This is a genomic window from Inquilinus sp. YAF38 (assembly GCF_052113205.1).
Taxonomy (GTDB): domain Bacteria; phylum Pseudomonadota; class Alphaproteobacteria; order DSM-16000; family Inquilinaceae; genus Inquilinus.
This window is the reverse complement of sequence record NZ_JBFRCU010000027.1, coordinates 20198-45300: the sequence shown is the minus strand read 5'-3', so window position 1 is coordinate 45300 and position 25103 is coordinate 20198. Positions and strand designations below refer to the sequence as shown.

The 25103-nt window shown below is 69.3% G+C and carries 28 protein-coding genes; 7 read left to right on the top strand and 21 right to left on the bottom strand.

Annotated elements, in window-relative coordinates; all coding sequences use genetic code 11:
- Window position 1 precedes the first annotated feature (1 nt).
- Genes gph through AB4Z01_RS14500 form a run of 3 tightly spaced genes read right to left on the bottom strand, consistent with a single transcriptional unit; the run spans window position 2 to window position 1514 of the window.
- On the bottom strand, window positions 2-634 hold the full coding sequence (gene gph / locus AB4Z01_RS14510; RefSeq protein WP_441694707.1) for a phosphoglycolate phosphatase: 633 nt from the start codon (window positions 632-634) through the stop codon (window positions 2-4).
- Window positions 635-662: 28 nt separating this feature from the next.
- Window positions 663-1256, bottom strand: coding sequence for a DUF1287 domain-containing protein (locus AB4Z01_RS14505; protein ID WP_441694706.1), 594 nt, complete (start codon window positions 1254-1256; stop codon window positions 663-665).
- Window positions 1257-1301: 45 nt separating this feature from the next.
- On the bottom strand, window positions 1302-1514 hold the full coding sequence (locus tag AB4Z01_RS14500; RefSeq protein WP_441694705.1) for a KTSC domain-containing protein: 213 nt from the start codon (window positions 1512-1514) through the stop codon (window positions 1302-1304).
- A 175-nt stretch (window positions 1515-1689) separates the two neighbouring features.
- Here AB4Z01_RS14500 and AB4Z01_RS14495 point away from each other — a divergent pair, with 175 nt between their 5' ends.
- Window positions 1690-3492, top strand: a complete 1803-nt coding sequence (locus tag AB4Z01_RS14495) for an IlvD/Edd family dehydratase (RefSeq protein WP_441694703.1) — start codon at window positions 1690-1692, stop codon at window positions 3490-3492.
- A 148-nt stretch (window positions 3493-3640) separates the two neighbouring features.
- On the opposite strand, the gene AB4Z01_RS14490 is transcribed toward AB4Z01_RS14495, so the two are convergent.
- The 5 genes from AB4Z01_RS14490 to AB4Z01_RS14470 all read right to left on the bottom strand — a co-directional run bounded on the left by AB4Z01_RS14490 (window position 3641) and on the right by AB4Z01_RS14470 (window position 9204).
- Window positions 3641-4453, bottom strand: a complete 813-nt coding sequence (locus AB4Z01_RS14490) for a purine-nucleoside phosphorylase (RefSeq protein WP_441694701.1) — start codon at window positions 4451-4453, stop codon at window positions 3641-3643.
- Between the two features lie 13 nt (window positions 4454-4466).
- A complete protein-coding gene (locus tag AB4Z01_RS14485; RefSeq protein ID WP_441694700.1) occupies window positions 4467-5384 on the bottom strand; it encodes an ABC transporter permease in 918 nt (305 codons plus the stop codon).
- Window positions 5381-6418: an ABC transporter permease gene (locus AB4Z01_RS14480; protein ID WP_441694699.1), complete on the bottom strand. Its 1038-nt coding sequence runs from the start codon at window positions 6416-6418 to the stop codon at window positions 5381-5383. The genes AB4Z01_RS14485 and AB4Z01_RS14480 overlap by 4 nt, the downstream gene beginning before the upstream one ends.
- Window positions 6419-6629: 211 nt before the next feature.
- Window positions 6630-8141: an ABC transporter ATP-binding protein gene (locus AB4Z01_RS14475; RefSeq protein ID WP_441694697.1), complete on the bottom strand. Its 1512-nt coding sequence runs from the start codon at window positions 8139-8141 to the stop codon at window positions 6630-6632.
- Between the two features lie 19 nt (window positions 8142-8160).
- Entirely contained in the window at window positions 8161-9204 is a 1044-nt protein-coding gene (locus AB4Z01_RS14470; RefSeq protein ID WP_441694695.1) for a BMP family ABC transporter substrate-binding protein, read from the bottom strand.
- On the opposite strand from AB4Z01_RS14470, the gene AB4Z01_RS14465 reads away from it, so the two are divergent.
- From AB4Z01_RS14465 to AB4Z01_RS14455, 3 genes are all read left to right on the top strand, one after another.
- Window positions 9203-9388 carry a hypothetical protein gene (locus AB4Z01_RS14465; RefSeq protein ID WP_441694694.1) on the top strand — a complete coding sequence of 62 codons (186 nt, stop codon included), beginning with the start codon at window positions 9203-9205 and terminating at the stop codon, window positions 9386-9388. The two genes, AB4Z01_RS14470 and AB4Z01_RS14465, sit on opposite strands and share 2 nt — an antisense overlap.
- 125 nt (window positions 9389-9513) lie before the next feature.
- Window positions 9514-11301 carry a putative bifunctional diguanylate cyclase/phosphodiesterase gene (locus tag AB4Z01_RS14460; RefSeq protein ID WP_441694692.1) on the top strand — a complete coding sequence of 596 codons (1788 nt, stop codon included), beginning with the start codon at window positions 9514-9516 and terminating at the stop codon, window positions 11299-11301.
- 222 nt (window positions 11302-11523) lie between these two features.
- Window positions 11524-11916 carry a response regulator gene (locus AB4Z01_RS14455; RefSeq protein ID WP_441694690.1) on the top strand — a complete coding sequence of 131 codons (393 nt, stop codon included), beginning with the start codon at window positions 11524-11526 and terminating at the stop codon, window positions 11914-11916.
- Window positions 11917-12059: 143 nt separating this feature from the next.
- On the opposite strand, the gene AB4Z01_RS14450 is transcribed toward AB4Z01_RS14455, so the two are convergent.
- From AB4Z01_RS14450 to AB4Z01_RS14420, 7 genes are all read right to left on the bottom strand, one after another.
- A complete protein-coding gene (locus AB4Z01_RS14450; protein ID WP_441694689.1) occupies window positions 12060-12536 on the bottom strand; it encodes an SRPBCC family protein in 477 nt (158 codons plus the stop codon).
- A complete protein-coding gene (locus AB4Z01_RS14445) occupies window positions 12533-12865 on the bottom strand; it encodes an ArsR/SmtB family transcription factor (RefSeq protein ID WP_441694688.1) in 333 nt (110 codons plus the stop codon). The genes AB4Z01_RS14450 and AB4Z01_RS14445 overlap by 4 nt, the downstream gene beginning before the upstream one ends.
- On the bottom strand, window positions 12862-13323 hold the full coding sequence (locus AB4Z01_RS14440; RefSeq protein WP_441694687.1) for a VOC family protein: 462 nt from the start codon (window positions 13321-13323) through the stop codon (window positions 12862-12864). The genes AB4Z01_RS14445 and AB4Z01_RS14440 overlap by 4 nt, the downstream gene beginning before the upstream one ends.
- A gap of 107 nt (window positions 13324-13430) precedes the next feature.
- Window positions 13431-13928: a hypothetical protein gene (locus AB4Z01_RS14435; RefSeq protein WP_441694685.1), complete on the bottom strand. Its 498-nt coding sequence runs from the start codon at window positions 13926-13928 to the stop codon at window positions 13431-13433.
- A 16-nt stretch (window positions 13929-13944) separates the two neighbouring features.
- Window positions 13945-14958: an ABC transporter substrate-binding protein gene (locus AB4Z01_RS14430; RefSeq protein WP_441694683.1), complete on the bottom strand. Its 1014-nt coding sequence runs from the start codon at window positions 14956-14958 to the stop codon at window positions 13945-13947.
- A gap of 10 nt (window positions 14959-14968) precedes the next feature.
- Window positions 14969-15757, bottom strand: coding sequence for an ABC transporter permease (locus AB4Z01_RS14425; protein ID WP_441694682.1), 789 nt, complete (start codon window positions 15755-15757; stop codon window positions 14969-14971).
- Complete coding sequence (locus AB4Z01_RS14420) at window positions 15747-16577, bottom strand: ABC transporter ATP-binding protein (RefSeq protein WP_441694681.1); 831 nt, start codon at window positions 16575-16577, stop codon at window positions 15747-15749. The genes AB4Z01_RS14425 and AB4Z01_RS14420 overlap by 11 nt, the downstream gene beginning before the upstream one ends.
- Before the next feature lie 158 nt (window positions 16578-16735).
- On the opposite strand from AB4Z01_RS14420, the gene AB4Z01_RS14415 reads away from it, so the two are divergent.
- Window positions 16736-17746 carry a zinc-binding alcohol dehydrogenase family protein gene (locus AB4Z01_RS14415; protein ID WP_441694680.1) on the top strand — a complete coding sequence of 337 codons (1011 nt, stop codon included), beginning with the start codon at window positions 16736-16738 and terminating at the stop codon, window positions 17744-17746.
- Here AB4Z01_RS14415 and AB4Z01_RS14410 read toward each other — a convergent pair.
- Window positions 17743-18045: a hypothetical protein gene (locus AB4Z01_RS14410; RefSeq protein WP_441694678.1), complete on the bottom strand. Its 303-nt coding sequence runs from the start codon at window positions 18043-18045 to the stop codon at window positions 17743-17745. The two genes, AB4Z01_RS14415 and AB4Z01_RS14410, sit on opposite strands and share 4 nt — an antisense overlap.
- Before the next feature lie 162 nt (window positions 18046-18207).
- Complete coding sequence (locus AB4Z01_RS14405) at window positions 18208-18552, bottom strand: hypothetical protein (protein WP_441694676.1); 345 nt, start codon at window positions 18550-18552, stop codon at window positions 18208-18210.
- A gap of 262 nt (window positions 18553-18814) precedes the next feature.
- On the opposite strand from AB4Z01_RS14405, the gene AB4Z01_RS14400 reads away from it, so the two are divergent.
- Entirely contained in the window at window positions 18815-19831 is a 1017-nt protein-coding gene (locus AB4Z01_RS14400; RefSeq protein ID WP_441694675.1) for a sugar-binding transcriptional regulator, read from the top strand.
- A gap of 209 nt (window positions 19832-20040) precedes the next feature.
- A complete protein-coding gene (gene pyrB, locus AB4Z01_RS14395) occupies window positions 20041-21099 on the top strand; it encodes an aspartate carbamoyltransferase (RefSeq protein ID WP_441694674.1) in 1059 nt (352 codons plus the stop codon).
- Between the two features lie 136 nt (window positions 21100-21235).
- Here the strand turns inward: pyrB and AB4Z01_RS14390 are convergent, their stop codons facing one another.
- The 4 genes from AB4Z01_RS14390 to AB4Z01_RS14375 form a co-directional block, all read right to left on the bottom strand.
- Window positions 21236-22099 (bottom strand): carbohydrate ABC transporter permease, encoded by an 864-nt coding sequence (locus tag AB4Z01_RS14390; protein ID WP_441694672.1) that lies wholly within the window; start codon window positions 22097-22099, stop codon window positions 21236-21238.
- Window positions 22099-22986, bottom strand: a complete 888-nt coding sequence (locus tag AB4Z01_RS14385; protein ID WP_441694670.1) for a carbohydrate ABC transporter permease — start codon at window positions 22984-22986, stop codon at window positions 22099-22101. Before AB4Z01_RS14385 ends, AB4Z01_RS14390 begins: the two co-directional genes overlap by 1 nt.
- Before the next feature lie 4 nt (window positions 22987-22990).
- Window positions 22991-23557, bottom strand: a complete 567-nt coding sequence (locus AB4Z01_RS14380) for an SIS domain-containing protein (RefSeq protein ID WP_441694669.1) — start codon at window positions 23555-23557, stop codon at window positions 22991-22993.
- 212 nt (window positions 23558-23769) lie between these two features.
- Window positions 23770-25098: an ABC transporter substrate-binding protein gene (locus tag AB4Z01_RS14375; protein ID WP_441694667.1), complete on the bottom strand. Its 1329-nt coding sequence runs from the start codon at window positions 25096-25098 to the stop codon at window positions 23770-23772.
- Between the last annotated feature and the right edge of the window lie 5 nt (window positions 25099-25103).

Genomic DNA, 25103 nt, shown 5'->3' with positions numbered 1-25103 from the left:
TCTACGCCGGCAGCAGATCCGCGAAGCGTCCCAGCCGCGCCGAAGCCTCGACCGGCACGGCCGGGCCGGTGCCCCAGTCGACGATCCGGCAGGGCACCCCGGCCGCCCGGGCGCAGGCCAGGTCGATGCCGGTGTCGCCGACATAGACCGTCTGGCCCGGCGCCACGTCCAGCAGGTCCAGCGTGTGCAGCAGCGGCCGCGGGTCCGGCTTGACGAACGGCGTGGTGTCGGCCCCGACCACCGCAGACAGATGCTGCAGCAGCCCGAGCCGGTCGAGCACCAGCTCGGCCAGTGCCTGCGGCTTGTTGGTGCAGACCCCGAGCCGGATGCCCGCGGCCTTCAGCGCCGGCAGCGCCGTCGCCGCATCGGCGTAGAGCCGGGAGTCCGCCACCGGCCGGGCGGCGTAGTAATCGAGATAGATCCGGGTGTCGCGGTCGACATCCTCGGCCGGCAGGCCGAGCGCGCGATGCAGCTTGGCCACCAGCGCCCGCGCCCCCTCACCCACCAGGGTCTCGATGAAGGCGACCGGCTGCGCCGGCGCGCCGCGATCGGCCAGCATGCGGTTGACCGCATGGGCGATGTCCGGCGCGCTGTCCACCAGGGTGCCGTCGAGATCGAAGATGGCGGCCTTCATGCCGGGTCTGCCTGTTGTGGGTCCGGCCCTAGCCGGTGATGAACCGGTAGCGGCCGGTGACCGGAAAGTCGAGCAGCCGATCCTCCAGCCGCGCGCCGCCGCCGATGTTGTGGACCATCAGCGGCGCCCCGCCGACGCCGATCTGGCCGGTGACGATGGCGATGTGCGGCAGATTGCCCGGCAGCATCTGGGTCACCAGGTCGCCCTCGGCGAAGTCCCCTGGCGATTCGGCGGGCAGCGCCCGGCCGCGGCGGCGGAAGAAGGCCTGCAGGTTCGGCACCCGCCGGTGGTCGATGTTCGGGTCCGGCCGCGACAGCCTCCAGGCGCGGGGATAGCGCGTGAAGTTGCCTCGCATGTCCTCATGCACCAGGCGCTGCAGGTCGATGCCGAAGGCGTCGCGGTAGGCGCGGATCACCACATCGGTGCAGACGCCGCGATCGCGCGGAACGTCGCCGCCGGGATAGGCCAGCCGGGCATAGGCGGGATCGTAGGTCACCGTGACGCCGATCTGGGCCTCCGCGGCCGCCACCAGTTGCCGTGGCCAGTCCGGCGCTTCGGCCCCGGCGATGCGGCCGGCGACCGGCAGAAGACCGAGCGAGAGGAAGACGCGACGCCGAATCATCCCGCTATCGGACCAGGACCCGGTGGCCGGATTGCGGCAGACGGTTCAGCCGATACGGCGAAACGGATAGGCGTCGCGGATGCGGGAATTCACGAACCGGCCCTTCGACGGCGCCCGCAGCAGCTGCCGGAAGATTCGGTCCGGCACCCGGGCGTAGCGATAGACGATGCCGTCGGCATATTCGATGTCGAGTGCCTTGGTCCGCGGATCATAGCCGACGGAGTTCACGGCGCTGGAGTGGATCGGGATGCGCGGCATGGGACAGCCTCCTATTCTCCCGAATGGCGGCATATCTTGCTGGGTTCCGCCACGCGGTCGGTCCTGGCAAATCCGCCTCTATCCGAACCGCCTCCTGGTGCCCTAATATCGTCGTACAATTTGCCTTTGGTGTGGGGCGCCGACGCAAAGCGCGGCGTTTGGAGGAAAGAAGACGATGGCCGGCCAAGACCGATCGAGACCGCTGCGGTCCCAGCAGTGGTTCGACAACCCCGACGATCCGGGGATGACTGCCCTGTATATCGAGCGCTACCTGAATTTCGGGATCACGCGCGAGGAGCTCCAGTCCGGCAAGCCGATGATCGGCATCGCCCAGACCGGGTCGGACCTGTCGCCCTGCAACCGGCATCATATCGAGCTGGCGAAGCGGGTCAGCGCCGGCATCCGCGCGGCCGGCGGCGTGCCGTTCGAGTTTCCCTGCCATCCGATCCAGGAAACCGGCAAGCGCCCGTCGGCCACGCTGGACCGCAACCTGACCTATCTGTCGCTGGTCGAGGTGCTGTACGGCTATCCGCTGGACGGCGTCGTGCTGACCGTCGGCTGCGACAAGACCACCCCGGCGCTGCTGATGGCGGCCGCCACCGTCAACATCCCGGCCATCGCCCTGTCGGTTGGGCCGATGCTGAACGGCTGGCACAAGGGCGAGCGGGTCGGGTCCGGCACCATCGTCTGGCGGTCGCGCGAGCGCCTGGCGACCGGCGAGATCGGCTATGACGAGTTCATGGACATCGTCGCTGCCTCGGCCCCGTCGGTCGGCTACTGCAACACCATGGGCACGGCCTCGACGATGAACTCGCTGGCCGAGGCGCTGGGCATGCAGCTGCCGGGGGCGGCCGCGATCCCGGCGCCGTACCGCGAGCGTGGTCAGATCGCCTATGTGACCGGCCAACGCATCGTCGAGATGGTGAGGCAGGACATCAAGCCGTCCGACATCATGACCCGCGAGGCGTTCGAGAACGCGATCGTGATCAACTCCGCCATCGGCGGGTCGACCAACGCACCGATCCACCTGAACGCCATCGCCGGCCATCTCGGCGTGCCGCTCGACAATGACGATTGGGAGAAGATCGGCCACGACATCCCGCTGCTGGTCAACCTGCAGCCGGCCGGGGAGTATCTCGGCGAGGACTTCCACCAGGCGGGCGGCGTGCCGGCGGTGGTGGCGGAGTTGCTGAAGGCCGGCCTGCTGCCGCATCCGGGCGCGGTCACGGTCAATGGCCGCGCCATCGGCGACAACTGCCGGGACGTGGAGAACCTGAACCCCGAGGTGATCCGCCCGGCCGACCGGCCGCTGAAGGCCCATTCGGGCTTCCTGAACCTCAAGGGCAACCTGTTCGACAGCGCGATCATGAAGACCAGCGTGATCTCGCCGGAATTCCGCGACCGCTACTTGTCGAACCCGCAGGACCCGGAGGCCTTCGTCGGCAAGGCCGTGGTCTTCGACGGACCCGAGGACTACCACCACCGGATCGACGACCCGGCGCTCGAGATTGACGCGTTCTCGATCCTGGTGATCCGCGGCACCGGACCGATCGGCTATCCCGGCGCCGCCGAGGTGGTGAACATGCAGCCGCCGGCGCGCCTGATCCAGCAGGGCGTCCACGCCCTGCCCTGCATCGGCGACGGCCGCCAGTCCGGCACCTCGGGCTCGCCCTCGATCCTGAACGCCTCGCCCGAGGCAGCGGCCGGCGGCGGCCTGGCCCTGCTGAAGACCGGGGACAAGGTGCGGGTCGACCTGCGCCAGCGCACCGTGAACGTCCTGGTCTCCGATGAGGAGCTGGCGCGGCGGCGGACCGCGCTTGAGGCCCAGGGCGGCTACAAATACCCGGCCAGCCAGACCCCGTGGCAGGAGATCCAGCGTGGCATGACCGACCAGCTGGCCGGAGGCATGGCGCTCAAGCCGGCACTGAAGTACCAGCGCGTCGCCCAGACCATGGGCGTGCCGCGCAACAACCACTGAAGTACGAAGCCAATTCCTTCACTGTCATTGCCGGGCTTGACCCGGCAATCCAGAAGATGTCGACATCCTCTGGATGCCCGGGTCAAGCCCGGGCATGACAGTTTTTGGTTCCGTTACTGCTCCGAGTGACCTCGATGCGGGCGATCCTTCAGATCGTCCGCACCAGGTCGTGGAACAGCCCGCCCATCCGCTCGGCCGTGCCCTTTGCGACCTCGAGGATGTGCTCGTGGTCGAGGTCGGCGCCCGGCAGGCCGGCGGCGAGGTTGGTGACCAAAGACAGGCCCAGCACCTCGGCGCCGAGATGGCGGGCGGCGATCGCCTCCAGCACCGTCGACATGCCGACCATGTCGCCGCCCCAGCGGCCGACCATCTGGATCTCGGCCGGCGTCTCGAACATCGGGCCGGGGAAGCCGACATAGACGCCTTCGGTCAGCGTCGGGTCCAGCGCCTGCGCCGCCTGCCGCAGCCGCGGCGAATAGCAGCCGGTCAGGTCGACGAAGCGCGGTCCCAGCTTCTCCGGGTTCGGCCCGAACAGCGGCGACACGCCGGTGAAGTTGATGTGGTCGCGGAGCAGCACCGGCTCGCCGGGCTTCATGCCCGGCCGCAGCCCGCCGCAGGCATTGGTCAGGACGATGATCTTCGTCCCCGCCAGCACCATGCTGCGCACGCCATGCACCACCTTGGCCGGCGGGTGGCCCTCATAGAGATGCACCCGCCCGGCCATCACCAGGATGCGCCTGTCACCGGCCTTGACGCTGCGGAACACGCCCTTGTGGCCGAGCACGGTGGTCGGCGGGAAGCCCGGGATCTCGGTGAACGGCACCTCGGCCACGGTCTCGCCGATCTTGTCCACCGCGGGGCCCCAGCCTGAGCCGAGCACGATCGCGGCGTGATGGTCGGCGCCGAGCTTTTGCTTCAGCGCCGCGGCGGCGGCTTCCGCCAGGACATAGGGGTCTTCCATCGTTTCCTCGCTTTCAGGCCATGGCCCCGCGCCGGCGCCGCCCGCGGGCGACCACCAGCGCGACCAGGGTGATGACATAGGGTGCCATATCGGTGAGCTGGTTCGGCAGCCCCCTGCCCTGCAGCCGCAGGCCGGCGGCGTCGGCGAAGCCGAACAGCAGGCAGGCCAGGGCGACGCCGACTGGATGGCCGCGGCCGAGCATCACCGCCACGACCGCGATCCAGCCGCGCCCGGCGCTCATATCCTCGGCGAACAGGGTGACGCTGCCGAGCGACAGCTGCGCCCCGGCCAGGCCGCACAGGGCGCCGCCGGCCAGCACCGCGGCGATGCGGGTGCGAGCAACGTCGGCGCCCAGCGTCTCCGCCGCATCCGGCCGCTCACCGACGCCGCGCAGGCGCAGGCCCCAGACCGTGCGGAACAGGAACACGGCGATCACCGCCACCAGGATCCAGGCCGCCCAGGTCAGCACGCTGTGGCTGCCGAAGACGCGGGTGAACCAGGGCACCGCCGCGATCCGCGGCAGCGCCACGCGCGGCAGGTCCTGCATGGTCGGGTCGGTGAAGGTACCGGAGACGCCGAACAGAATGCGCAGCAGGAAGGCGGTCAGGCCGGAGGCCAGCAGGTTGAGACCGATGCCGATGACGATCGGGTCGCCGCGGAACCAGGTCGATCCCAGCGCGAGGATGGYCGAGAATGCCATGGTGCCGATGAGGGCGACGGCGACGCCGCCGGCGACGCTGCCGGTGTACCAAGTGCCGACGATGGCGGCGAAGGCGCCGATCAGCATCTGGCCTTCCAGCGCGATGTTGAACACGCCGGCGCGGTCGCACAGCACCCCGGCCAGGGCGGCCAGCAGGATCGGCGTCACCGCCTGGATGGTCTGGGCAAACAGCACCGCGTTGAACAGCGACAGCCAGTCCATGCCGGTCATCGCCTCCGCAGGCCGGGGCGGCCCAGGCCGTGTCGCATGGCCAGCAGCAGGATGATCACGGCCTGCAGCACCAGGGTCAGCACCCGCGGCACCTCGGTCGCCCGCTCCATGGCGAAGCCGCCGGTCTGCAGCGCGGCGAAGAACAGCCCGGCGCAGACGGCGCCGATCGGCTCGCCCATCGCCAGCAGCGCCGCCATCAGCCCGGACCAGGTGTAGGACGGCGACAGCAGCGCGTGGTCGGTGAAGCGGAACTGGTCGCCCAGCACCAGCATGGCGCCGACCAGCCCGGCCACGGCGCCGCTGGCGAACAGGGTCCGCACGGTCTGGCGGCCGAGATCGACCCCGCCATAGGCGACGAAGCGCGGGTTCAGGCCGCGCAGCCGCAGCTCGTAGCCGGCGGTGCCGCGCCGGTCGGTGAACACCACGGCAGCGATCACCAGCAGCAGCAGGACCAGGCCCCAGGTGATCGGCGTGCCCGGCACCAGCACCGGCAGCCGCGCCGCCTCCTCGACCCGGTAGGTCTCGGGCATGCCGGTCGATGGATCGCGCAGCGGGAAGCGTGCCAGATAGGAGCTGACGCCCTGGGCCGGGTAGCTGAGCAGCAGGGTCGAGATCAAGAGCGGCACGCCGAACCGCACCTCGCCCCAGGCGGCCAGCGCCGCATAGGCGCCGGAGACGGCCATCGCCGCCAGGATCGCGGCGACCAGCCGGACCTCGCCGGGGGCCGGCAGGTACAGCGCCACCACCGCCGCCACCAGCCCGCCCAGCACCAGCTGCCCGTCGCCGCCGAGATTGACCATGCCGCCGCGCAGCGGGATCGCCGCCACCAGGGTCATGCCGACCAGCGGCACCGCCCGGGCAATCGTCTCCGCCAGGTTCGGCCCGACCACGGCGCCGGCCAGGATCTCGCCGTAGACGGCAATGGGGTCGTGCCCGGCGGCCAGGGCGATCAGCGCCCCGATGACGAGCCCGCCGAGGATCGCCCACAGCACGGAAGAGGTGGCGGCGCCACGCAGGGCAGTGGCGGCGGTCATGGGATGCCCCGATGCGAGGGAGCCGATCCCAAGACCCTTTCGCGTTGCCTCTCCCGCCTGGCGGGAGAGGTCGGACGTCCGCCAGGACGTCCGGGTGAGGGTTGGCCCGAGCCTCGACAAAGAGCCCTCACCCGGAGCCGCTTCGCGTCTCCGACCTCTCCCGCAAGCGGGAGAGGCAACGCAAAAACCTGATGCCCATCGGAGAGGCCCCTCATGCCGCCTCCCCCACAACCCCGGCCATCAGCAGGCCGAGGCTGGTTTCGGTGGCGTCGGCGCCCGCCACCTCGGCGATCACCCGGCCTTCATACATCACCAGCACCCGGTCGGAGAGGGCGAGGATCTCGCCCAGCTCGGCCGAGACCAGCAGCACGGCGCGGCCGCGGTCGCGCTCCGCCACCAGCTGCCCGTGGATGAATTCGATAGCGCCGACATCGACGCCGCGGGTCGGCTGCTCGGCGATCAGCACCGGCGCCTGATGGTCCAGCTCGCGCGCCACCACCACCTTCTGGAGATTGCCGCCGGACAGGGTGCCCACCGCCGTTCCCTCACCCGGGATCTTGATGCCGAAGCGGGCGATCAGGCCGCGAGCCCGGTCGCGCATCGTCGCGCGATCCAGCACGCCGCGGCGGGACAGCGGCGGCCGGCGGTGGAAGCCCATGGATAGATTATCGGTGGCGCTGGCGCGCAACGCCGTGCCGGTGTGGGCGCGATCCTCGGGGACATAGGCGATGCCGGCGGCGCGGCGGCCGGCCACCCCGGCGGCAGTAACGTCGCGGCCGTCGACCCGGATCGTCCCGGCATCGGCGGCCCGGAGCCCGGCCACGATCTCGATCAGCTCGGTCTGGCCGTTGCCGGCGACGCCGGCGATGCCGACGATCTCGCCCGCCCGCACGGCGAAGGAGACGCCATCGACCGCGGGCTTGCCCGGCGCCGCCAGAACCAACCCCTCGACCTCGAGCAGCGGCCGGCCCGGTTCGGCCGGCGCCTTGTCGACCTTCAGCGTCACGTTGCGGCCGGTCATCGCCCGGATGATCGCCTGCGGGTCGGTCTCGGCCGTGACCATGCGGTCGGCCACGCGGCCGTCGCGCAGCACGGTGATGCGGTCGGTCACCGCCATCACCTCATGGATCTTGTGGGTGACGAACAGGATGGTGCGGCCGTCCGCCGCCAGGCCGCGCATCACCCGGAACAGCCCGTCGCGCTCGCCCGGGGTCAGCACCGCCGTCGGCTCGTCCAGGATCAGGATGCGGGCGTCGCGGTACAGCGCCTTCAGGATCTCGATGCGCTGCTTGACCCCGACCGGCAGGGCGCCGACCCGGGCGTCTGGGTCGATCGGCAGGCCGTGACGCCGCGCCAGCTCCGCCACCTTCCGGCGGGCGGCGGCGCGGTCGATGAACGGCCCGCGCCGCGGCTCGGCCCGGTAGGCGACGTTCTCCCAGACCGTCAGGCTGTCGAACAGCTTGAAGGCCTGGTGCACCATGCCGAGGCCGGCGGCGATGGCGTCGATCGGCGAGCGGAACGGCCGCTTCCGGCCGTCGATCACGATCTCGCCCTCGTCCGGCTGCACCAGCCCGTAGAGAATGCCCATCAGGGTCGACTTGCCGGCCCCGTTCTCACCCATCACCGCATGGATCTCGCCGGCCTCGACCGACAGGTCGACCCGGTCGTTCGCCAGCACGCCGGGGTAGCGCTTGACGATGCCGCGCATCTCCAGGAACGCCACGGCACCGTCCTCCCGGGACTTACTGGCCGGCCGTCAGCGGATCGGTCACCGTCACCGTGCCGGCGGCGATGGCGTCGCGCAGCTCTTTCACCTTGGTGATCACGTCGGGATGCTCGGCGATCAGGCATTTGGAGCCGGCGACGTCGTCACCGAGGCCGGTGAGGGTGATGCCGCCCTCCTTCACCCCATACGAAGTCAGTGGCGCCTGGGTCCCGGCCAGGATGCCCTTGACCGCCTCGACCAGGGCGACATCGACCTTCTTCTCGATGTTGTCCATCACCGCGCCCGGCGCCAGCGGGCACTGGTTGACGTCGACGCCGAAGACCAGGGTGCCTGGCGTCGCCTCGGCCGCCTTGAAGATGCCGCCATTGCCGCCGGAGGTGGCGGCCAGCACCCGGTCGGCGCCCTCGCTGATCAGCGACACCGCCTGCTGCTGCGCCCGCACCGGGTCGGAGAACGGGTGGTCGCCGCCGACCCAGACCGTCGGGCTGACCACGATCTCGTCATTCACCGCCTTGGCGCCGGCGGCGAAGCCGTCGGTGAAGCGGTGCAGGAACGGGATGTCGAGCGCGCCGACCGAACCGATGGTGCCGCTTTCCGAGGTGAGCGCCGCTTCGGCGCCGGCCAGGTATGCGCCCTCATGCTCGCGGAACACGGCACAGTAGACGTTCGGCATCGGCTTCTGGATGCACTGGTCGACGATCAGGAACTTGATGTCCGGGAACTTCGCCGCCGCATCCGGCACGATGTCGCCGAACTCGAAGCCGATCACGATCACCACTGCCGCGCCCTCGCGCGCCGCGGCCTCGACATTCTGGCGGCGGGTGGCCGGGTCGGTGCTCTCATAGACCTTGGCCTCGCCGCCGATCGCAGCCGCCGCCGCCTCGGCCCCCTTGCGGCCGAGCTTCAGGAAATCGTTCACTCCGAGCGGGTCGGGGGAGATGAAGACCAGCTTGCCGCCGGCCGCCTGGGCCGGCAGCGCGGCACCGAGGGCGAGGGCCACGGCAGCCGCCGCGATCGAACCGATGAGATGCCGCCCGAATTTGCGCATGATCGTCCCCATGTCCCTCGCCATCGCCGGTCTGCCCGGAACCGCCGGCGGCGGATTGCGGCCCGGATGCCGAGACATCCACCTTTGGCGGCTGACGTTCGATTCGTCAATGCGCGCTGCGGAGCCCCCGCAACTCGGTACTGACGTGCTGGACAATGGCAAGGAATTGCGATTTCCTAAAATTGTATTTACCTGATTTGCCCTTTCGCCTCCGGCTTGAATCCGGCTCTAATCGGCGGTGGATCGGCATCCCAGCTGGACCATTATCCGATCGGGAGACGCGGACGTCATGAGCGGCAGATCCTCGACCGCGCCGGCCCGATGACCGACCCCGCTTCTCCTTCCCTGGTCGCGCTCGAGCGCGACGCCCTGCAGGCCCTGATCGACGGCGATCCGATCGAGATCATCCTGCTGCACGTGGCCCAGGCAGCGGGCCATCTGCACGCGCCCTCGTCGGGTCCCGGGGCCGGACTCGCCTTTCTGCGGCTCGACGAAAGCGGTGCCAGCCTGTCGCTGCTGGCGCAGAGTGGGCTGCAGGGCCCGGCGCTGGCTGCGCTGGAAACGATCCGGGTCGGTCCCGCCGGCCCGCCGCCGGGGGTCGCGGTCTTCACCAACGCGCCGGCCGCCGGCCCGCTCGGCCCGCCCGAGCAACCGATGATGGCGATCGCCGAGCCGCTGACCGGCGATGACGGGCGGATTGCCGGCGCCCTGGTGCTCGCCGGCCCGTCCCCGCCGGAGGGGATTCCCGAGGCGCTGCGGCAAACCATCGKCCGGCTGTTCGCCCTGGCGCTACGGCGCGATCGGCGCGACCGCGAAGTGCAGGATCTGATCTACCGCGACCCGCTGACTGGGCTGCCCAACCGCCGCTGCTTCGAGGAGCGGCTGGCCGAAACCTTCGCCCGCGGGGTCGATGCCGCGTCTCCGGTCTCGATCCTGTTCATGGACCTGGACGAGTTCAAGAAGGTCAACGATACCCTCGGCCATGAATTCGGCGACCTGCTGCTGGCCATCGTCGGCAGCCGGCTGCGCCGGGCCCTGTCGACCGACGCCTTCGTCGCCCGGCTGGGCGGCGATGAATTCGCCGCCATCGTCACCGCGGATGCCGGCGCGGCGACAACCGCTGCCGGACGGATCACGAGCGCGCTCAAGGAGCCGGCGATGCTGCGCGGTTACCGGCTGCCGATCTATTGCAGCATCGGCATCGCCACCTGCCCCGACCATGAATCCGACCCGGCCTTGCTGAAGCGCCTGGCCGACATGGCGATGTACTACGCCAAGCAGTCCGCCACCGGCATCGCCTCGGCCGCCACGCCCGAGGTGCGCCGGGCGATGTCGATCTCGGCGCTGGAGTTCGACATCCCGGCGGCGCTGCGGTCGGACCAGATCGGGCTGGTGTTCCAGCCGCGGGTCAATCTGGTCAGCGGCCGGGTGACCGGGTTCGAGGCGCTGGCGCGCTGGAACCACCCGACCCTCGGCGTGCTGTCGCCGAGCCACTTCATTCCCTGGGTCGAGCGCCGCCCCGACCTGGCCCTGAAATACACCGAGTGGCTGCTGCGCACGCTGACAGACACGCTGATCCGGCTGCCGCGGGACGCGCTGGTGCCGATCTCGATCAACATCCCGATCGCGGTGATGCAGTCCGATGCGGTGTTCACCGCGATGCTCGACCGCATGGCCGAGGCGGGCCTGCCGCTGAGCCTGTTGCGGATCGAGATCGTCGAGCGCGCCTTGACCCGCATGCCGGCCGAGGTCGAGGCGGTGGTCGCGCGCATGGTCAAACTCGGCATTGCCTTCGAGCTCGACGATTTCGGCAGCGGCGAGGCCAACCTGGCTGTTCTGTCACGGCTGCCCTTCTCCGCCATCAAGATCGCCGGCGAGATCGTGCAGACCGTGGCCACCGAGCCTCGCTGCGAAAGGCTGATCGACGGTATCACCCGCTTCGCCGAAAGCTTCGGCGTGTCGCTCTGCGCCGAGTATGTCGAGAGCCAGGCGCAATGGGACATCCTGCGGCGGCTGGGCGTCGAACAGGGCCAGGGCTATCTGTTCGGCCAGGCCGTACCGGCCGGCGATCTGGTCGCCGCGGTGTGCACCGTCCATCGCGAGACATAGTTGGGGGAAGAGATCGATGGGATCGTTCACATCGGCCATCAGGAACCCGATTGCCAACAGGTTGATTGTCTGCAATTGGTCGCCAGCCGGGGATCTGCCGGTCTCGGAGAGCGGAGCAGTGACGGGAAATGCGCCATGTCGGAACCTGCCGTCGTCGCCCTCGGGGGAAGCGGTCCCCATGATCCGGCCGGCAGCATGGCAGTGAGCACGCGAACCATCCCGATGAAGATCCTCCTCGTCGACGACGACGAGTTGTTCCTGGAATTCGCCGCGGCCGTGCTCAGCGGCGGAGGCGCCGAGGTCGAGACCTGCGCCAGCGCCGCCGAGGCCATCGCCGCGCTCAATCTCGACGACGACGGCAAGCCGGCGCGGGACTTCGACGCCGTGCTGATCGACATCGTCATGCCGGAGGTCTCGGGCACCGAGCTGTGCTCACTGATCCGCGGGCACGGAGCCTACGGCGACCTGCCGGTGCTGATGATCAGCGCCACCCGCGACATGAGCCTGATCGACCAGGCGCTGACCGCCGGCGGCTCCTCCTACATCCAGAAGCCGATCCAGGCCGCGACCTTCGCCGACGAGATCCGGCAGAAGATCGCGGCGGCGCGGGGCTGAGAATGCCGGCGATCCAATGGATGGATCGTCATTGCGAGCGCAGCGAAGCAATCCAGGGCCGCACGGGCGAAGGCATGGATTGCTTCGTCGGCTTCGCCTCCTCGCAATGACGGCTTTTTTGGAGCGATGGGTCAGAACCCATCCTATTCGTCAAACCGGGCTGAATTCCGATACGCCCCCAGCAGGGCCTGCCACCATTCGCCATGGCGCTGCAGGAACACCGGGTCGGGGAAGTGGTGCCGGGCGACGTGCTGCTGGGGCACGCTGTCCCAGCCGCGATGCTCGACGGTGACGCGGGTCTCGTCGCCGACCGGCTCGAACCGGACCTCGACCTCGGTGGCTTGGTCGGGCGCAAAGCTGGCCTGCCGCCAGGAGAAGACCAGGCGGCTGCCCGGCTCCCACACCATGACCCGGCCGATCTCGAAGATCCGCCCGTCCAGATAGGTCTCGGTGAACCGGCCGCCGGGCCCCTGTTCGAAGCGCAGCATTCCGGGCGCCCCCGGGCTGAACTGGAACAGGGCGTTGGGCCGCCACCACAGGCCGATATCCCGGACGAAGGCGGTGAAGGCCCGCTCCGGCGCCGCCGCGACGCGCAGCGAGACGAGGATGCGCGACGTCATTCCGGTCGCTCCAGATGCACCTTGAACGCGGCGAGCTGATCGGCCCACAGCCGCTCGGTCTCACCCAGCCAGGCTTTCAGATCGGCCATCGGTTCCGGTCTCAGGCTGTAGATGCGGACACGGGCGTCGAACTCCGGATGCGCCTCCTCGACCAAGCCGCCGGCCTTCAGCGTGCGCAGGTGCCGGCTGAGCGCGGGCGGGTTGAGGCCCAGCGCCTCCGCCAGCTCCCCCGCCCGCCGCGGCCGCTCGCGCAGCAGCTCGACCACCCGCCGGCGATGCGGGTCGGCGAGGGCCGCCAGGGTCTGGTCGAGCGCGGCGGCTGGCTTCACATCCAGCCTTCGATCTTCAGCCCCGACGCGTGCTCCGCCTCCTCGCGAGAGACGCTTCGGACGGTCTGGCCGAAGACCCAGACATGACCTTCCGGGTCGGTCGCGCGGTAGGTGCGGTCGCCGTAGAACTGGTCGGACGGGCCCTGCAGGATCACCGCCCCGGCCGCCTTCGCCCGGGCGCAGTGGTCGTCGATGTCATGCTGGACGTGAACATGGATCGACTGGGTGTTCTTGCCGCCGACCGAGGCCGGGCTGGCGACGGTGTCCGTCCACTCCGACCCGACATAGATCAGGCCGTCGCCAACCCGCATCTCGGAATGGGCGAGGTTCCCGTCCTGGTCGGTGATGACCATGCTGCGCTCGAAGCCGAAGGCCTTTTCCAGCCAGTCGAGGGCAGCCTTGGGGTCCTTGTAGAAGACGCTCGGCGTCAGCGCCGGGCGCGGGGCAGATTCGGCCATGGCTCATCTCCTTCACTCAATAGGAAATATTTAACGATTAAGAGAACTATCGAGTCAAGTGGCGTTGGCTGCGCTGCCAGCAGCTCGCGTTCCGGTCGGAACGCGAGCTAGCGGCCGACGACCTTGGGCGACACCGTTTCCACGATCTTCTCGGCATTGCGTCGAGCGGTGTCCGCATCGTCGGCAACCGACCGAATCGTCAAGAGATCGCCATCGCGCAGAATGATGGCGGTAGAGCCAATGATCGGTCCCATGGACCATTTGGTGATCCAGCCGACCGCGGGGGAAACGCTCAACCCGGTCAGGCTGCAGGCCGGGTCCTTGACCTGGCAGAGCCGTTCCAGATCGGCCATCGACGTCTGGCCCGAGCGCACGCGCTGCTCCGTGCCGTCGGTCTGGCGGCCGATCTTGATGTCGATCATCGGCCCGCCCTTGCAGTCGGCACAGAACAGCGTGACGCGCCCGGGCTCGGCCTTGTGGGTGAAGCCGGCCCCGAGCGCGGCGCTCGCGTCGTCCGCCACGGTCGACAGGTCATGAACGGCGAAGCCCTCCGCATGGGCTCCCGTCGCGACCAGGACGGCAATGCTCATGATCAGGAAACGCATCGGTGGGCTCCAGACCTTACTTGATCGCCTGCGCCTTCTCGGCGAAGCGCGGGTCCCAGGTCTTGGTCAGGTCGATCTGCGCGTCCTTCAGCTCCGGGCTGAAGCGGTGCAGGATGTCCAGTGCGGTCTGCATGCCCTCCGGCTTGATCAGCCCGTCGCGGGAATACATCGGCAGCGAGGCCTTCACCGCCGCGACATAGAGGTCGCGGTCGCCCAGCAGGTATTCCTCCGGCACCACCGCGGCCACGTCCTCCGGCGTCGCCGTGGCCAGCCAGCGCAGCGACTTCATGAAGGCGTTGACCAGCGCCTGCGTGGTCTCCGGATTCTCCTCGATGAAGTCCGCCTTGGCGTAGAGCACGGCGGCCGGCACCGGGCCGCCGAACACCGCCTTCACCCCCTCCTCCGTCCGGGTGTCGACCAGGACCGTGGCGGCGCCGCTGGACTGCAGCTTCGAGATCACCGGGTCGAGATTGGCCATGGCGTCGATCTCGCCATGCTGCATCGCCGCCACCGCGCTGGGGCCGCCGCCGACCGAGACGAAGGACACGTCGTCCGGCGTCAGCCCCTCCTTGGCCAGGAGCGCGTTGACGAAGAAGTTGGTCGAGGAGCCGGGAGCGGTGACGCCGATCTTGCGGCCCTTGAGGTCGGCCACCGACTTGATCTCGCCGGCCAGCGACTGGCGCACCACCAGCACGATGCCCGGGAAGCGGCCGAGCTCGAGCAGCGCCCGGATGTCCTGGCCCTTGGCCTGCATCAGGATGGTGTGCTCATAGGCGCCGGTGGTGACGTCGGTCGACCCGCCCATCATCGCCTGCAGGCTCTTGGCGCCGCCGGCGAAGTCGCTGATCTCGACCTCCAGCCCCTCCTCCTGGAAGAAGCCCTTCTTCTCGGCGACGGTCAGCGGCAGGTAGTACAGCAGCGGCTTGCCGCCGACGCCGATGGCGATATGCGTCTTCTCCGGCGCCGCTATGGCCGGCACCGCCAGCGCCAGTCCAAGCACCAGCGCGATTCCGCGCAGCAGGGTTCTCATCCGTTTCCTCCTATCCTTGGGCCGAGGCTGCGGCCGCGCTTTCGGGCCGCCACACCAGGAGCCGTCGTTCGATCACCGAGACGAAAGCATCGATCGCCACCACGAAGGCCGACAGCACCAGCATGCCGGAGAACACGCCGACCACGTCGAACACGCCCTCGGCCTGGGCGATGCGGTAGCCGAGCCCGGCGGTGGCGCCGAGATATTCGCCGACCACGGCGCCGACCAGGGCGAAGCCGACCGAGGTGTGCAGGCTGGAGAACACCCAGGACAGCGCCGACGGCATGTAGACATGGCGCAGCAGCTGCCGGTCGTTCATCCCCAGCATGCGGGCATTGGCCAGCACGGTCGGGCTGACCTCGCGCACGCCCTGGTAGACATTGAAGAAGACAATGAAGAACACCAGCGTGACGCCGAGCGCCACCTTCGACCAGATGCCGAGGCCGAACCACAGCGCGAAGATCGGCGCCAGCACCACCCGCGGCAGCGCGTTGGCGGCCTTGATGTAGGGGTCGAACACCGCCGCCGCCGTGGCCCGCCGGGCGAACCAGAAGCCCAAGGCCACGCCGCCGAGCGAGCCGATGGCGAAGGCCAGCACGGTCTCCAGCAGGGTGACGCCGAGATGGCGCCAGATCACGCCGGAGGCGAAGTCCTTCCAGGTGCGCTCGATCACGCCGAGCGGCGTGGCGAAGAAGAACGGGTCGAGGATCCTGGTCGCCGTCAGCACGTGCCAGGCCAGCAGACAGATCACGGCGACCGCGATCTGCCAGAACAGGATGCGGGCGCGGTCAGACGACATCGCCATAGGCCTTCATCACCTCGTCCTTCAGCGCCGCCCAGATCGCCCGGTGCAGGGCCGTGAATTCGGGATCGTGGCGGGATTCGGCCAGCTCGCGCGGCCGGGCCAGCCCGACCCGGTGGTCGGCGATGATCCGCGCCTGCGGCCCGGCCGACAGCACCACCACCCGGTCGGCCAGGGCGATCGCCTCCTCCAGGTCATGGGTCACGAACAGCACCGCCTTGCGCTCCGCCGACCACAGCGACAGCAGCAGGTCGCCCATCACGATCCGGGTCTGGGCGTCGAGCGGGCCAAAGGGCTCGTCCATCAGCAGCAGCTTCGGCTCCAGGATCAGCATCTGGGCCAGGGCGACGCGCTTCTTCTGGCCGCCGGACAGCTGGTGCGGATAGCGGTCGCCCATCGATGCCAGCCCGACCCGCGTCAGCCAGGCCTGCGCCCGCTCCCGCGCTTCCGTCCCTGCCACGCCGCGCACCGAAAGGCCGACGGCGACATTGTCGCGCGCGGTCTTCCACGGCATCAGGGAGTCGGCCTGGAACAGGTAGCCGGCGTCGCGATTCAGCCCCTGCAGCGCCCGGCCGAACACGGTGCAGCCGCCGGAGGCCGCCGGCACCAGCCCGGCGGCGACGTTCAGCAGGGTCGACTTGCCACAGCCGGTCGGGCCAACGATGGCGGTGAACTCGCCGTCAGCCACCACCAGGTCGGTCTCGCCCAGCGCGACGTAGCGCCCGCCGCCCTTCAGCGGATAGGCGACGGAAATCCCGGAAAAGGCGATGGCCGGCGGGGCCTCTCCGCCGCGCGCCGCCTCGGCGACTCTCTGCACTCCTGGCTTCCCCCGGATGGCTGGCCCTGGGCGGGCCTCTTGGGACTCAGGCGGCAGTCTGTCCCAGATCCGGCCCGGCTTTCCAGTCAAACGCGCTCGACAATCGCGATATGTCCGATCAATTTGGGCGTCCCATCCCGACCCGACATGGACCGACGATGAAAGCGATCCTCTGCGAGAAGCCCGAGACCCTGCGCCTGATCGACCGGCCGGAGCCGCAGCGCCGCCCGGGCGAGGTGATGGTGCGGATCCGCCGGGTCGGCATCTGCGGCACCGACTATCACATCTACAAGGGCAACCAGCCCTATTTCGAGTATCCGCGCGTCATCGGCCATGAGCTGGGCGCCGAGGTAGTGGAAGCTGATGGCAATAGCGCCTTCCGCCCGGGCCAGGTGGTCGCCATCCAGCCCTATCTGCATTGCGGCAGCTGCGGCGCCTGCCGCCGCGGCCGCACCAATTGCTGCAAGACCCTGTCGGTGCTGGGCGTGCATCGCGACGGGGGCCTGTGCGAATTCCTGTCGGTGCCGGAGCAGAACGTCGTGCCGGCCGAGGGCCTGACCGTGGACCAGGCGGCGATGGTCGAGTTCCTGGCGATCGGCGCGCATGGCATCCGCCGCGGCGCGCCGGCGGCCGGCGACCGGGTGCTGGTGGTCGGCGCCGGGCCGATCGGCATCGCCGCGACCATCTTCGCGAAGCTGCGCGGCGCCCATGTCAGCGTGCTGGACCTCAATCCGGGCCGACTGGCCTTCAGCCACGACGTGCTGCAGGCCGATGCGGTGTTCGAGGGCGGCGGCGACATCGACGACCGGCTGAGCCGAGCGACCGACGGCGACTTCTTCGACCTGGTGGTCGACGCCACCGGCAGCCCGGCGGCGATGCGCAAGGGCTTCGCCTATGTCGCGCATGCCGGCACCTATGTGCTGCTCAGCGTCGTCCTCGGCGAGGTCGGCTTCTCCGACCCGGAGTTCCACAAGCGCGAGACCACTCTCTTGGCCAGCCGCAACGCCACGCGCGAGGATTTCGAGCATGTGCTGGCGTCGATGCGGGCCGGCCATGTGCCGACCGCGGCGCTGGCCAGCCACCGCGGCAACCTCGCCGAGGTGCCGGCCCTGGTGCCGGGCTGGAGCCGCCCCGAGGCCGGGGTGATCAAGGCGCTGGTCGAGGTTTAGCCGAACCGCGCCATCGGCATCCGGTCGGGCGCCGCGGCCGGCGGTGCCGAGACCACCACCTGCGTCTCCTCCATGGCGATGACGTGCACGAGCCCGCGGCGGATCTCCTCCGTCTCGCGGCCGGTCAGCGGCGTGACCGGCATCGGACCGGTGAACACGACCGCCCGACGCTCGTTCGGCAACTCGAGATAGTTCAGCGCGGAAATGGCGCCTTCCGGAATCCCGCGACGCAGAAAATCATACCCACGGCGCAGGAAGTGAACCTCCCAGTGGTCCAGGGCGACGTCGAGCTTCTGCAAATACCGCTCCGCCAGCAAAGCCGAAAACAGATCATAATAGCTGGATATTCCCTGGCACATGCGACCGCCTCCGCTGATCCGGCTCACCTCCGGCAGACGCCATCATTGGCGGCGACCGTGAATTGTTCGTGAACTCTGATACGAGCTTGCCCAGCGATGTGATCACGATCGATCGGCCTGGTTCCACGACGCGGCCGGGCGAAACGGTTGGGTTCGCAGGTCGAGCCGCCGCTTCAGCCGCCGGATCTCCTCCTGCAGCCGGGCGTTCTCGCTGCGCAGTTGCCGCATCCGCGAATCCGCGGCGGCGAGCCGGTCGGTGAGCGGATCCACCGATTGCGCCCGGACCGGCCGCGACACCCGGGCCGGCGCCAGCAGGTCCGACCAGCTCCAGCCGCTGCCGCGCACCAGCCGGTCCGCCGCCAGGGCCGCGGCCGCCCGCTCCCCGTCATGGTCGGAGCCGAGCATCCCCAGGATCCGGATCAGCCGCGTCAGATCGCCCCTGCGCATCCTTTCTGTCCCCTCGCCGCCGCACGCCCTCTGAGATGGCGGCCGAGCCGCCGGCGGCAAGCCTGCGCCCCGCCGGATCTGGCCTGCGGCTTCTCGGCTGGTCGGCCGTGGCCGGATTTGGTATGGTTCGATCGTCGCAAAGGCAGCGGGCCGCACCGGGACACCGGCGCGGCCCGTTCCGTTTCCGGATGGCTGCAGGACCGCTTGCAGCGGACCGGCCCTGCCCGCACCATGGCGGCAGGAAACGCCGGACGGGACACCGATGAGCGAGACGCGCCGCCGCCTGGAGACCGCGAAGACCCGTCCGCGGGCGCCGGATTCGGATTCGGCCGACCTTCCGGTCGACCCCGAGCAGCAGCAGCAGATCCGGATCGCCTGGGCATATTTCGTCGAGGGCCTGACCCAGGCCGAGATCGCCGAGCGGCTGGGGTTGACCCGCCTGCGGGTCAACCGCATCCTGCAGATCTGCCGCGAGGCCGGGCTGATCCAGATCCGCATCCAGTCCCCCCTCGCCTCCTGCGTCGCGCTGGAGCGGGCGCTGATCCGGCGCTATGGCCTGCGCGACGCGGTGGTGGTGCCGACGCCGCGCGACGAGGACAAGATCCGCGCCGCCATCGGCGTCGCCCTCGGCGGCTATGTCGAGAACACCGTGCATGACGGCATGCTGGTCGGCATCGGCTGGGGCCTGACGCTGCGCCTCGGCCTGCAGTCGATCCGACGGCGGCGGATGACCGACCTGTCCGTGGTCTCGCTGATCGGCAGCATGACCCGCGGCTCGGGCGAGAACACCTTCGAGATCGTCTCGCGCTTCGCCGACCTGCACGACGCCGAGCGCTTCTATCTCGCCGCCCCGGTCTATGCCGATGACGAGGCCCAGCGCGACGGCCTTCTCGCCCGCGGCGTGCTGCGCGAGATCTACGACAAGGCGAAATCGGCCGACATGGCGCTGATCAGCGTCGGCAACGTCTCCGACCAGAACCTGATGCTGGCTCTGGGCGTGGTCGACCGCGAGGCCGCAGCGCTGCGGGCGACCGGCGCCGTCGGCGACGTGCTGGGCAACTGGCTGGACGCCGAGGGCCGGCCGGTCGACCACCCGCTGAACCGGCGCATGGTGTCGCTGTCGCTGGACGACCTGTCCCGGATCCCGACCGTGGTGCTGGCGTCGGGCGGCAGCTACAAGTTCGGGATCATCCGTGCCGCGCTGCGCCGCCGCTGCGTCAACGTCCTGATCACCGACGAGAAGCTGGCGGAACGGCTTGCGGAAGACCGCGAAGGCTGAAGAGACCGTCTGGAAGTGCGCTGGTATGAGTCGGCTGGTGGTGGTTTTGAGAACCGGCGCGCAGCGGACGTTTGGGTCCGTGAGCACCGGAAGCGGAAAAACCGCCGTCAGACGGCCATGCCAGTAGCATTTGCGGACGGTCTCTGAGATGACTCGGCTCCGCATCGGCGCCCACCGCGCCGCCCCACTCCGGATCGCGGGCTGACACCATGGACTTCCAAGGCAGGCACTTCCTCTCGACGCGCGAGTTGACCCTCGACTCGCTCGCCGCGGTGTTCCGCGTCGCCGACCTCCTCACCCCCGTCGCTCAAGGGCGCGCCACCACGCGGGTGCTGGAGGGAGCGGTGCTGGGCAGCCTGTTCTTCGAGGCATCGACCCGCACCCGGCTCAGCTTCGAGGCCGCCTTCCAGCGCCTCGGCGGGGCCGTGGTCAACACCACCGGCTTCACCTTCTCCTCGATCGCCAAGGGCGAGTCGATCTACGACACCGCCCGGGTGGTTGCCGGCTATGTCGACGCGGTGGTGATGCGCCATCCGGAGGAGCGGGCGATCCACGAATTCGCCGCGGCAACGCACATCCCGGTGATCAATGGCGGCAACGGCGCCGGCGAGCACCCGACCCAGGCGCTGCTCGACATCTACACCATCGAGAAGGAGTTCGCGCGCATCGGCCGGCCGGTCGACGGCGCCCGCATCGCCCTGGTTGGCGACCTGAAATACGGCCGCACCGTGCATTCGCTGATCCACATCCTGTCGCTTTACCAGGGGCTGACCCTCAGCCTGGTGTCGCCCGAGCCGCTGCGCATGCCGGCCGAGCTGGTCGAGCACGCCCGCAGCCGCGGCCACACGGTGGAGGAGCGTAGCGAGGTGACGCGCGGCGTCGCCAAGGCCGACCTGATCTATGCCACCCGGGTGCAGAAGGAGCGCTTCGCCGAGGGCGAGCTGTCGGCCGACTTCGCGCCCGACTTCCAGATCAGCCTCGGTATCCTCAACGCCCATGGCCTGCCGCACACGGTGGTGATGCACCCGCTGCCGCGCGACAGCCGGCCGGGTGCCAACGACCTGGCGCAGGACCTGAACACCGATCCGCGGCTGGCGATCTTCCGCCAGACCGACAACGGCGTGCCGGTGCGCATGGCGCTGTTCGCCCTGACCCTCGGCGTCGCCGACGGCATCGAGAAGACCTTCCAGCCGGCCCGCTGGTGGCGCCCGGAGCGGATCGGCCCGGACGACGCCGAGTTCTACCGGTTGGGGAAGGCCGGGGCGTAGAAGCCTGCGGTCATTCCTCTTTTCTGTCATTACCGGGCTTGACCCGGGCATCCAGGGAATGTCGAGGCCGCTCCGGAGGCCCCTGGATTGCCGGGTCAAGCCCGGCAATGACAGATGAGAGTGCGGCTGTTGCCCCCTATTTCACCGCTCCCATGGTCAGGCCGCGGACCAGCTGGCGCGAGACGATCAGGGCGAAGACGATGACCGGCAGCACGATCAGCGTGCCGGTAGCCATGATCTGGCCCCAGGGCAGGTCGTAGCCGCTCATGAAGCTGGTCGCCGCCACCGGCGCGGTGCGGCTGGCGCTGCGCGTCAACACCAGGGCGTAGAGCAGCTCGTTCCAGGAGAAGATGAAGGAGAAGATCGCCGAGACGGCGACTCCCGGCGCCGCCAGCGGCAGGGCGATGCGCCAGAACACGGTGAAGCGCGAGGCACCGTCGATCCGCGCCGCGTCGTCCAGGTCGCGCGGGATGCCGCGGAACTGGTCGGCGCAGATCCACACCACGATCGGCAAGTTGAAGGTCAGGTACAAGAGGATCAGCACCAGATGGGTGTCGATCAGATTGAGGTTGCGGGCCAACATAAAGATCGGCAGCGCCAGCACGATCGGGCTGACCATGCGGTTGGTGATGAACCAGAACCACAGGTCGGATTTGCCGCGGAACTCGAAGCGCGCCAGGGCATAGGCCGCCGGGGTGCCGAGCAGGATCGCCAGCGCCGTGGTCGACACCGCGACGATGATCGAGTTCAGCAAGCTGGGGCCGACATCCTTCGGGCCCAGCACCATGCGGTAATGGTCCAGCGTCGGCTCGAACAGCCACACCGGCGGCGAGGCCAGCGCCACCGCCTGGTCCTTCAGGCTGGTCGTCACCATCCAGTAGAACGGGAAGACGCAGACCAGCGCGATGGCGATCAGCGCGATCGCATGCCAGGGCGAGATCCGGATCCGGGCACGCACCGGTCGCGCCTCGGCCCGTGCTGCTGCCGTCGAGGCGACCATCACTCGATCTCCTGATACACGAGGCGGATATACATCCGCGACAGCACGATGGTGAGCACCAGCAGCAGGATCGCCTGGGCCGAGGCGACGCCCTGGTCGAACACCCGGAAACCGATGCGCTGGATGGTGATCGAGATCAGCTCGGTCGCCGCACCCGGCCCGCCGCGGGTCATGGTGAAGATCATGTCGAACAGCTTCAGCGTGTCCGCCGTGCGCAGGATCAGGACGGCGGTGATGCCGGGCAGCAGGAACGGCAGCTGGACATGGCGCAGGATGTGCCGGAAGCGTTTCGTCTCCAGCCGCGCCGCCTCCTCGATCTCCGGCGGCACCATGGTCAGCCCGGCCAGCAGCACCAGGGCGCAGAACGGCGTCCACTGCCAGATGTCCATCAGCGCGATCGAGACGAAAGCCCAGCTCGGGTCGCCCAGCCATTCGACCGGGCCGATCCCGACCAGGCCGAGGAACCAGTTCACCACGCCGAAGTCGCGGTTGAAGATCAGCCGGCCGATCAGCCCGACCACGGCATAGGTGGTGGCCATCGGGATCACCAGGCTGAGCCGGGCGAGGGTCTTCAGCAGCGGCAGCCCCGGCTTGTGCAGCAGCAGGGCGACGCCGAGGCCCAGCAGCAGCTCCGCCGGCAGCACGATGGCCAGGAACACGATCGTGCGGCCCAGCGCGTCCCAGAAGGTCGGGTCGGTCAGCACCGCCAGATAGTTGCCGAGGCCGACGAAGGGCGTCCCTTCGCGCGGGATCTTCGGCAGGATCACCTGGTGCAGCGAGTTCCACAGCGCATAGAGCGTCGGGAAGATGCCGATCGCGAACAGCGCGATCACGGCCGGGGCGAGGAACCAGACCGGGGTCCAGCGGCTGTCGAGACGGTGCGACATAGGTCTACTCGAGATTGGTGTGCCGCGCCCGCATCGCCTCGGGCGCGATGCCGAGCCGGTCGCGCAGCCGGAGCACGACCAGCTCGAACAGCAGGAATTGCGCGCCCTCGTACAGGCTGCCCATCGGCAGCACCGAGGCAACGGCCGGGCCGGTGTCATTGGCCATGGTCTGGGCGGGCAGCACGAAGATCGTGTCGGCCAGGGAAGCGGCGCTGCCTTGCGGCTGGGCGGTGAAGAGGAACGTCCGCGCCCCGGCGTCGCGGGCGACGCGCATCAGCCCGTCGATGGTGGCGAAGCCGCCCGGCCCGGCGCTGACCGCCAGCAAGTCGCCCGGCCCGACCGGCGGYGCCGACATGTCGCCGACGACATGGACGTCGAGGCCGAGATGATACAGGCGCATGGCCAGCGCCCGCATCATCAGCCCCTCGCGCCCGACGCCGTGGCAGACGATGCGGCGGGCGCCGGCCAGGGCGTCGAGCACCGGATCGATCGCACCGGGGGCGAGCCGGCCGAAGACGCCGCGGATCTCGTCCAGCGCCCCATCCGCCAGGGCGCCCAGGCTGTCGGGCATCGGGTGGTCTCCGGTCACGATCGTCGGTCTGTTGTAGTGCCTCTCCCGCCTGGCGGGAGAGGTCGGGCGTCCGCAGGACGACCGGGTGAGGGCTTGCACGGGCGGAAGAAAAGGGCCCTCACCCGGAGCCGCTTCGCGTCTCCGACCTCTCCCGCAAGCGGGAGAGGCAACGCGAAACAACCACCCGGAGACGGCCCAACCCTCAGGCCAGCCTACTGCAGCTTCTCCTTCTTGCCGTCGTAGTAGCCGGCCTTCTGCAGCACCGCCTCCATGCGCTCGCCGATCTTCTGGGCACCGGATTCCGTCGTCTCCTCGCCCAGCATGATCTTGGTGCCGAACTCGGCGACGATCTCGGAGATCGCCGGCCATTCCGGGAAGCGCGGCCGGAACGACGGCACGCCGCCCTGCCACGACGCCACGGTCGGCTCGACGAAGGCATATTTCGCCTTGATGGCCGGGTCGTCATAGATCGCGGTGCGGCCTGAGACGCCGCCGGCCTCGACATAGGGCTTGGCCATCGCCTCGGAGGTCACCCACTGGATGAACAGCCAGGACGCCTTCTGCTCCGCCTCGCTGGCCTGCGCGGCGACGCCGAGCGAGAAGCCGCCCAGCGCCGGCTTCAGCCCGGCCTCGCCCTTCGGCTCGGTGGCGACGCCCAGGCAGTCGCCCAGCTTCGAGGTCGCCGGGTCGACCAGCGTCGAATAGAACGACGACCATTCGGTGATCATCGCCACCTGGCCCTGGGCCAGCGCGTTGACCGATTCCGCATGGTCGTAGTCGACGATGCCGGGCGGCATGATCTTCATCAGATCCTGCCGGAACTTCAGACCCTTCTGCGACTCCGCGGAGGTGAGATTGGACTTGAAGTCGGCGTTCAGCAGCGACCCGCCGAAGGGCCACAGCACGCGCATGAAGCTGTCGGCCGACTGGGTCTCGCCGCGGCGCGACTGCAGGGCGTAGGCGTACTTGCCGTCATGGGTGAGCTTCGGCCCGTAAGTGGTCAGCAACTCGTCCCAGGTCGCCGGCGGCTTGTCGAAGCCAGCGTCCTTGAGCATGCACTTGTTGTAGAACAGCAGGCCCGAATAATTGTCGAAGGGCAGGCCGTACAGCTCCTTGTTCCAGGTGCCGAAGCTCTCCAGCAAGATCGGGAAGAAGCCCTTCAGGTTCAGCGCCGGATCAGCCAGCGCCGGGTCGTCGGTGAACTTCTTCAACGGCACCAGCCAGCCGCTGTCGGCGTATTCGCCGATCCAGACGACGTCGGTCAGGACCACGTCGATCTCGCCGCCGGCCGTGAAATCAAGGACTTCACGCTCGCGGCTGTTCTCATACGGCAGGATCTCGTATTCGACCTTGATCCCGGTCTCCTGCTCGAACTGCGGCAGCAGCTGGATCGCGGCGCGATAGCCCGGCCGGTCGAGGAAGATCGCCTTGATCGTGGTGCCCTTGTACGGCTCCGCCGCCTCTTTGAGGCTCCAGGCCATGGCCTGTCCGGCGGTCAGCAGCGCAGCGATCGCGGCGCCGGAAAACAACAGCTTCTTCATTGGGT

Coding starts and splice junctions, on each gene's coding strand:
- AB4Z01_RS14390 (WP_441694672.1), bottom strand. CDS start 22,099: ATGGTCGCCTCGACGGCAGCAGCACGGGCCGAGGCGCGACCGGTGCGT.
- gph (WP_441694707.1), bottom strand. CDS start 634: ATGAAGGCCGCCATCTTCGATCTCGACGGCACCCTGGTGGACAGCGCG.
- AB4Z01_RS14500 (WP_441694705.1), bottom strand. CDS start 1,514: ATGCCGCGCATCCCGATCCACTCCAGCGCCGTGAACTCCGTCGGCTAT.
- AB4Z01_RS14450 (WP_441694689.1), bottom strand. CDS start 12,536: ATGACGTCGCGCATCCTCGTCTCGCTGCGCGTCGCGGCGGCGCCGGAG.
- AB4Z01_RS14455 (WP_441694690.1), top strand. CDS start 11,524: ATGAAGATCCTCCTCGTCGACGACGACGAGTTGTTCCTGGAATTCGCC.
- AB4Z01_RS14400 (WP_441694675.1), top strand. CDS start 18,815: ATGAGCGAGACGCGCCGCCGCCTGGAGACCGCGAAGACCCGTCCGCGG.
- AB4Z01_RS14440 (WP_441694687.1), bottom strand. CDS start 13,323: ATGGCCGAATCTGCCCCGCGCCCGGCGCTGACGCCGAGCGTCTTCTAC.
- AB4Z01_RS14480 (WP_441694699.1), bottom strand. CDS start 6,418: ATGACCGCCGCCACTGCCCTGCGTGGCGCCGCCACCTCTTCCGTGCTG.
- AB4Z01_RS14405 (WP_441694676.1), bottom strand. CDS start 18,552: ATGCGCAGGGGCGATCTGACGCGGCTGATCCGGATCCTGGGGATGCTC.
- AB4Z01_RS14375 (WP_441694667.1), bottom strand. CDS start 25,098: ATGAAGAAGCTGTTGTTTTCCGGCGCCGCGATCGCTGCGCTGCTGACC.
- AB4Z01_RS14430 (WP_441694683.1), bottom strand. CDS start 14,958: ATGAGAACCCTGCTGCGCGGAATCGCGCTGGTGCTTGGACTGGCGCTG.
- AB4Z01_RS14505 (WP_441694706.1), bottom strand. CDS start 1,256: ATGATTCGGCGTCGCGTCTTCCTCTCGCTCGGTCTTCTGCCGGTCGCC.
- AB4Z01_RS14470 (WP_441694695.1), bottom strand. CDS start 9,204: ATGGGGACGATCATGCGCAAATTCGGGCGGCATCTCATCGGTTCGATC.
- AB4Z01_RS14495 (WP_441694703.1), top strand. CDS start 1,690: ATGGCCGGCCAAGACCGATCGAGACCGCTGCGGTCCCAGCAGTGGTTC.
- AB4Z01_RS14435 (WP_441694685.1), bottom strand. CDS start 13,928: ATGCGTTTCCTGATCATGAGCATTGCCGTCCTGGTCGCGACGGGAGCC.
- AB4Z01_RS14425 (WP_441694682.1), bottom strand. CDS start 15,757: ATGTCGTCTGACCGCGCCCGCATCCTGTTCTGGCAGATCGCGGTCGCC.
- AB4Z01_RS14415 (WP_441694680.1), top strand. CDS start 16,736: ATGAAAGCGATCCTCTGCGAGAAGCCCGAGACCCTGCGCCTGATCGAC.
- AB4Z01_RS14490 (WP_441694701.1), bottom strand. CDS start 4,453: ATGGAAGACCCCTATGTCCTGGCGGAAGCCGCCGCCGCGGCGCTGAAG.
- AB4Z01_RS14385 (WP_441694670.1), bottom strand. CDS start 22,986: ATGTCGCACCGTCTCGACAGCCGCTGGACCCCGGTCTGGTTCCTCGCC.
- AB4Z01_RS14465 (WP_441694694.1), top strand. CDS start 9,203: ATGTCCCTCGCCATCGCCGGTCTGCCCGGAACCGCCGGCGGCGGATTG.
- pyrB (WP_441694674.1), top strand. CDS start 20,041: ATGGACTTCCAAGGCAGGCACTTCCTCTCGACGCGCGAGTTGACCCTC.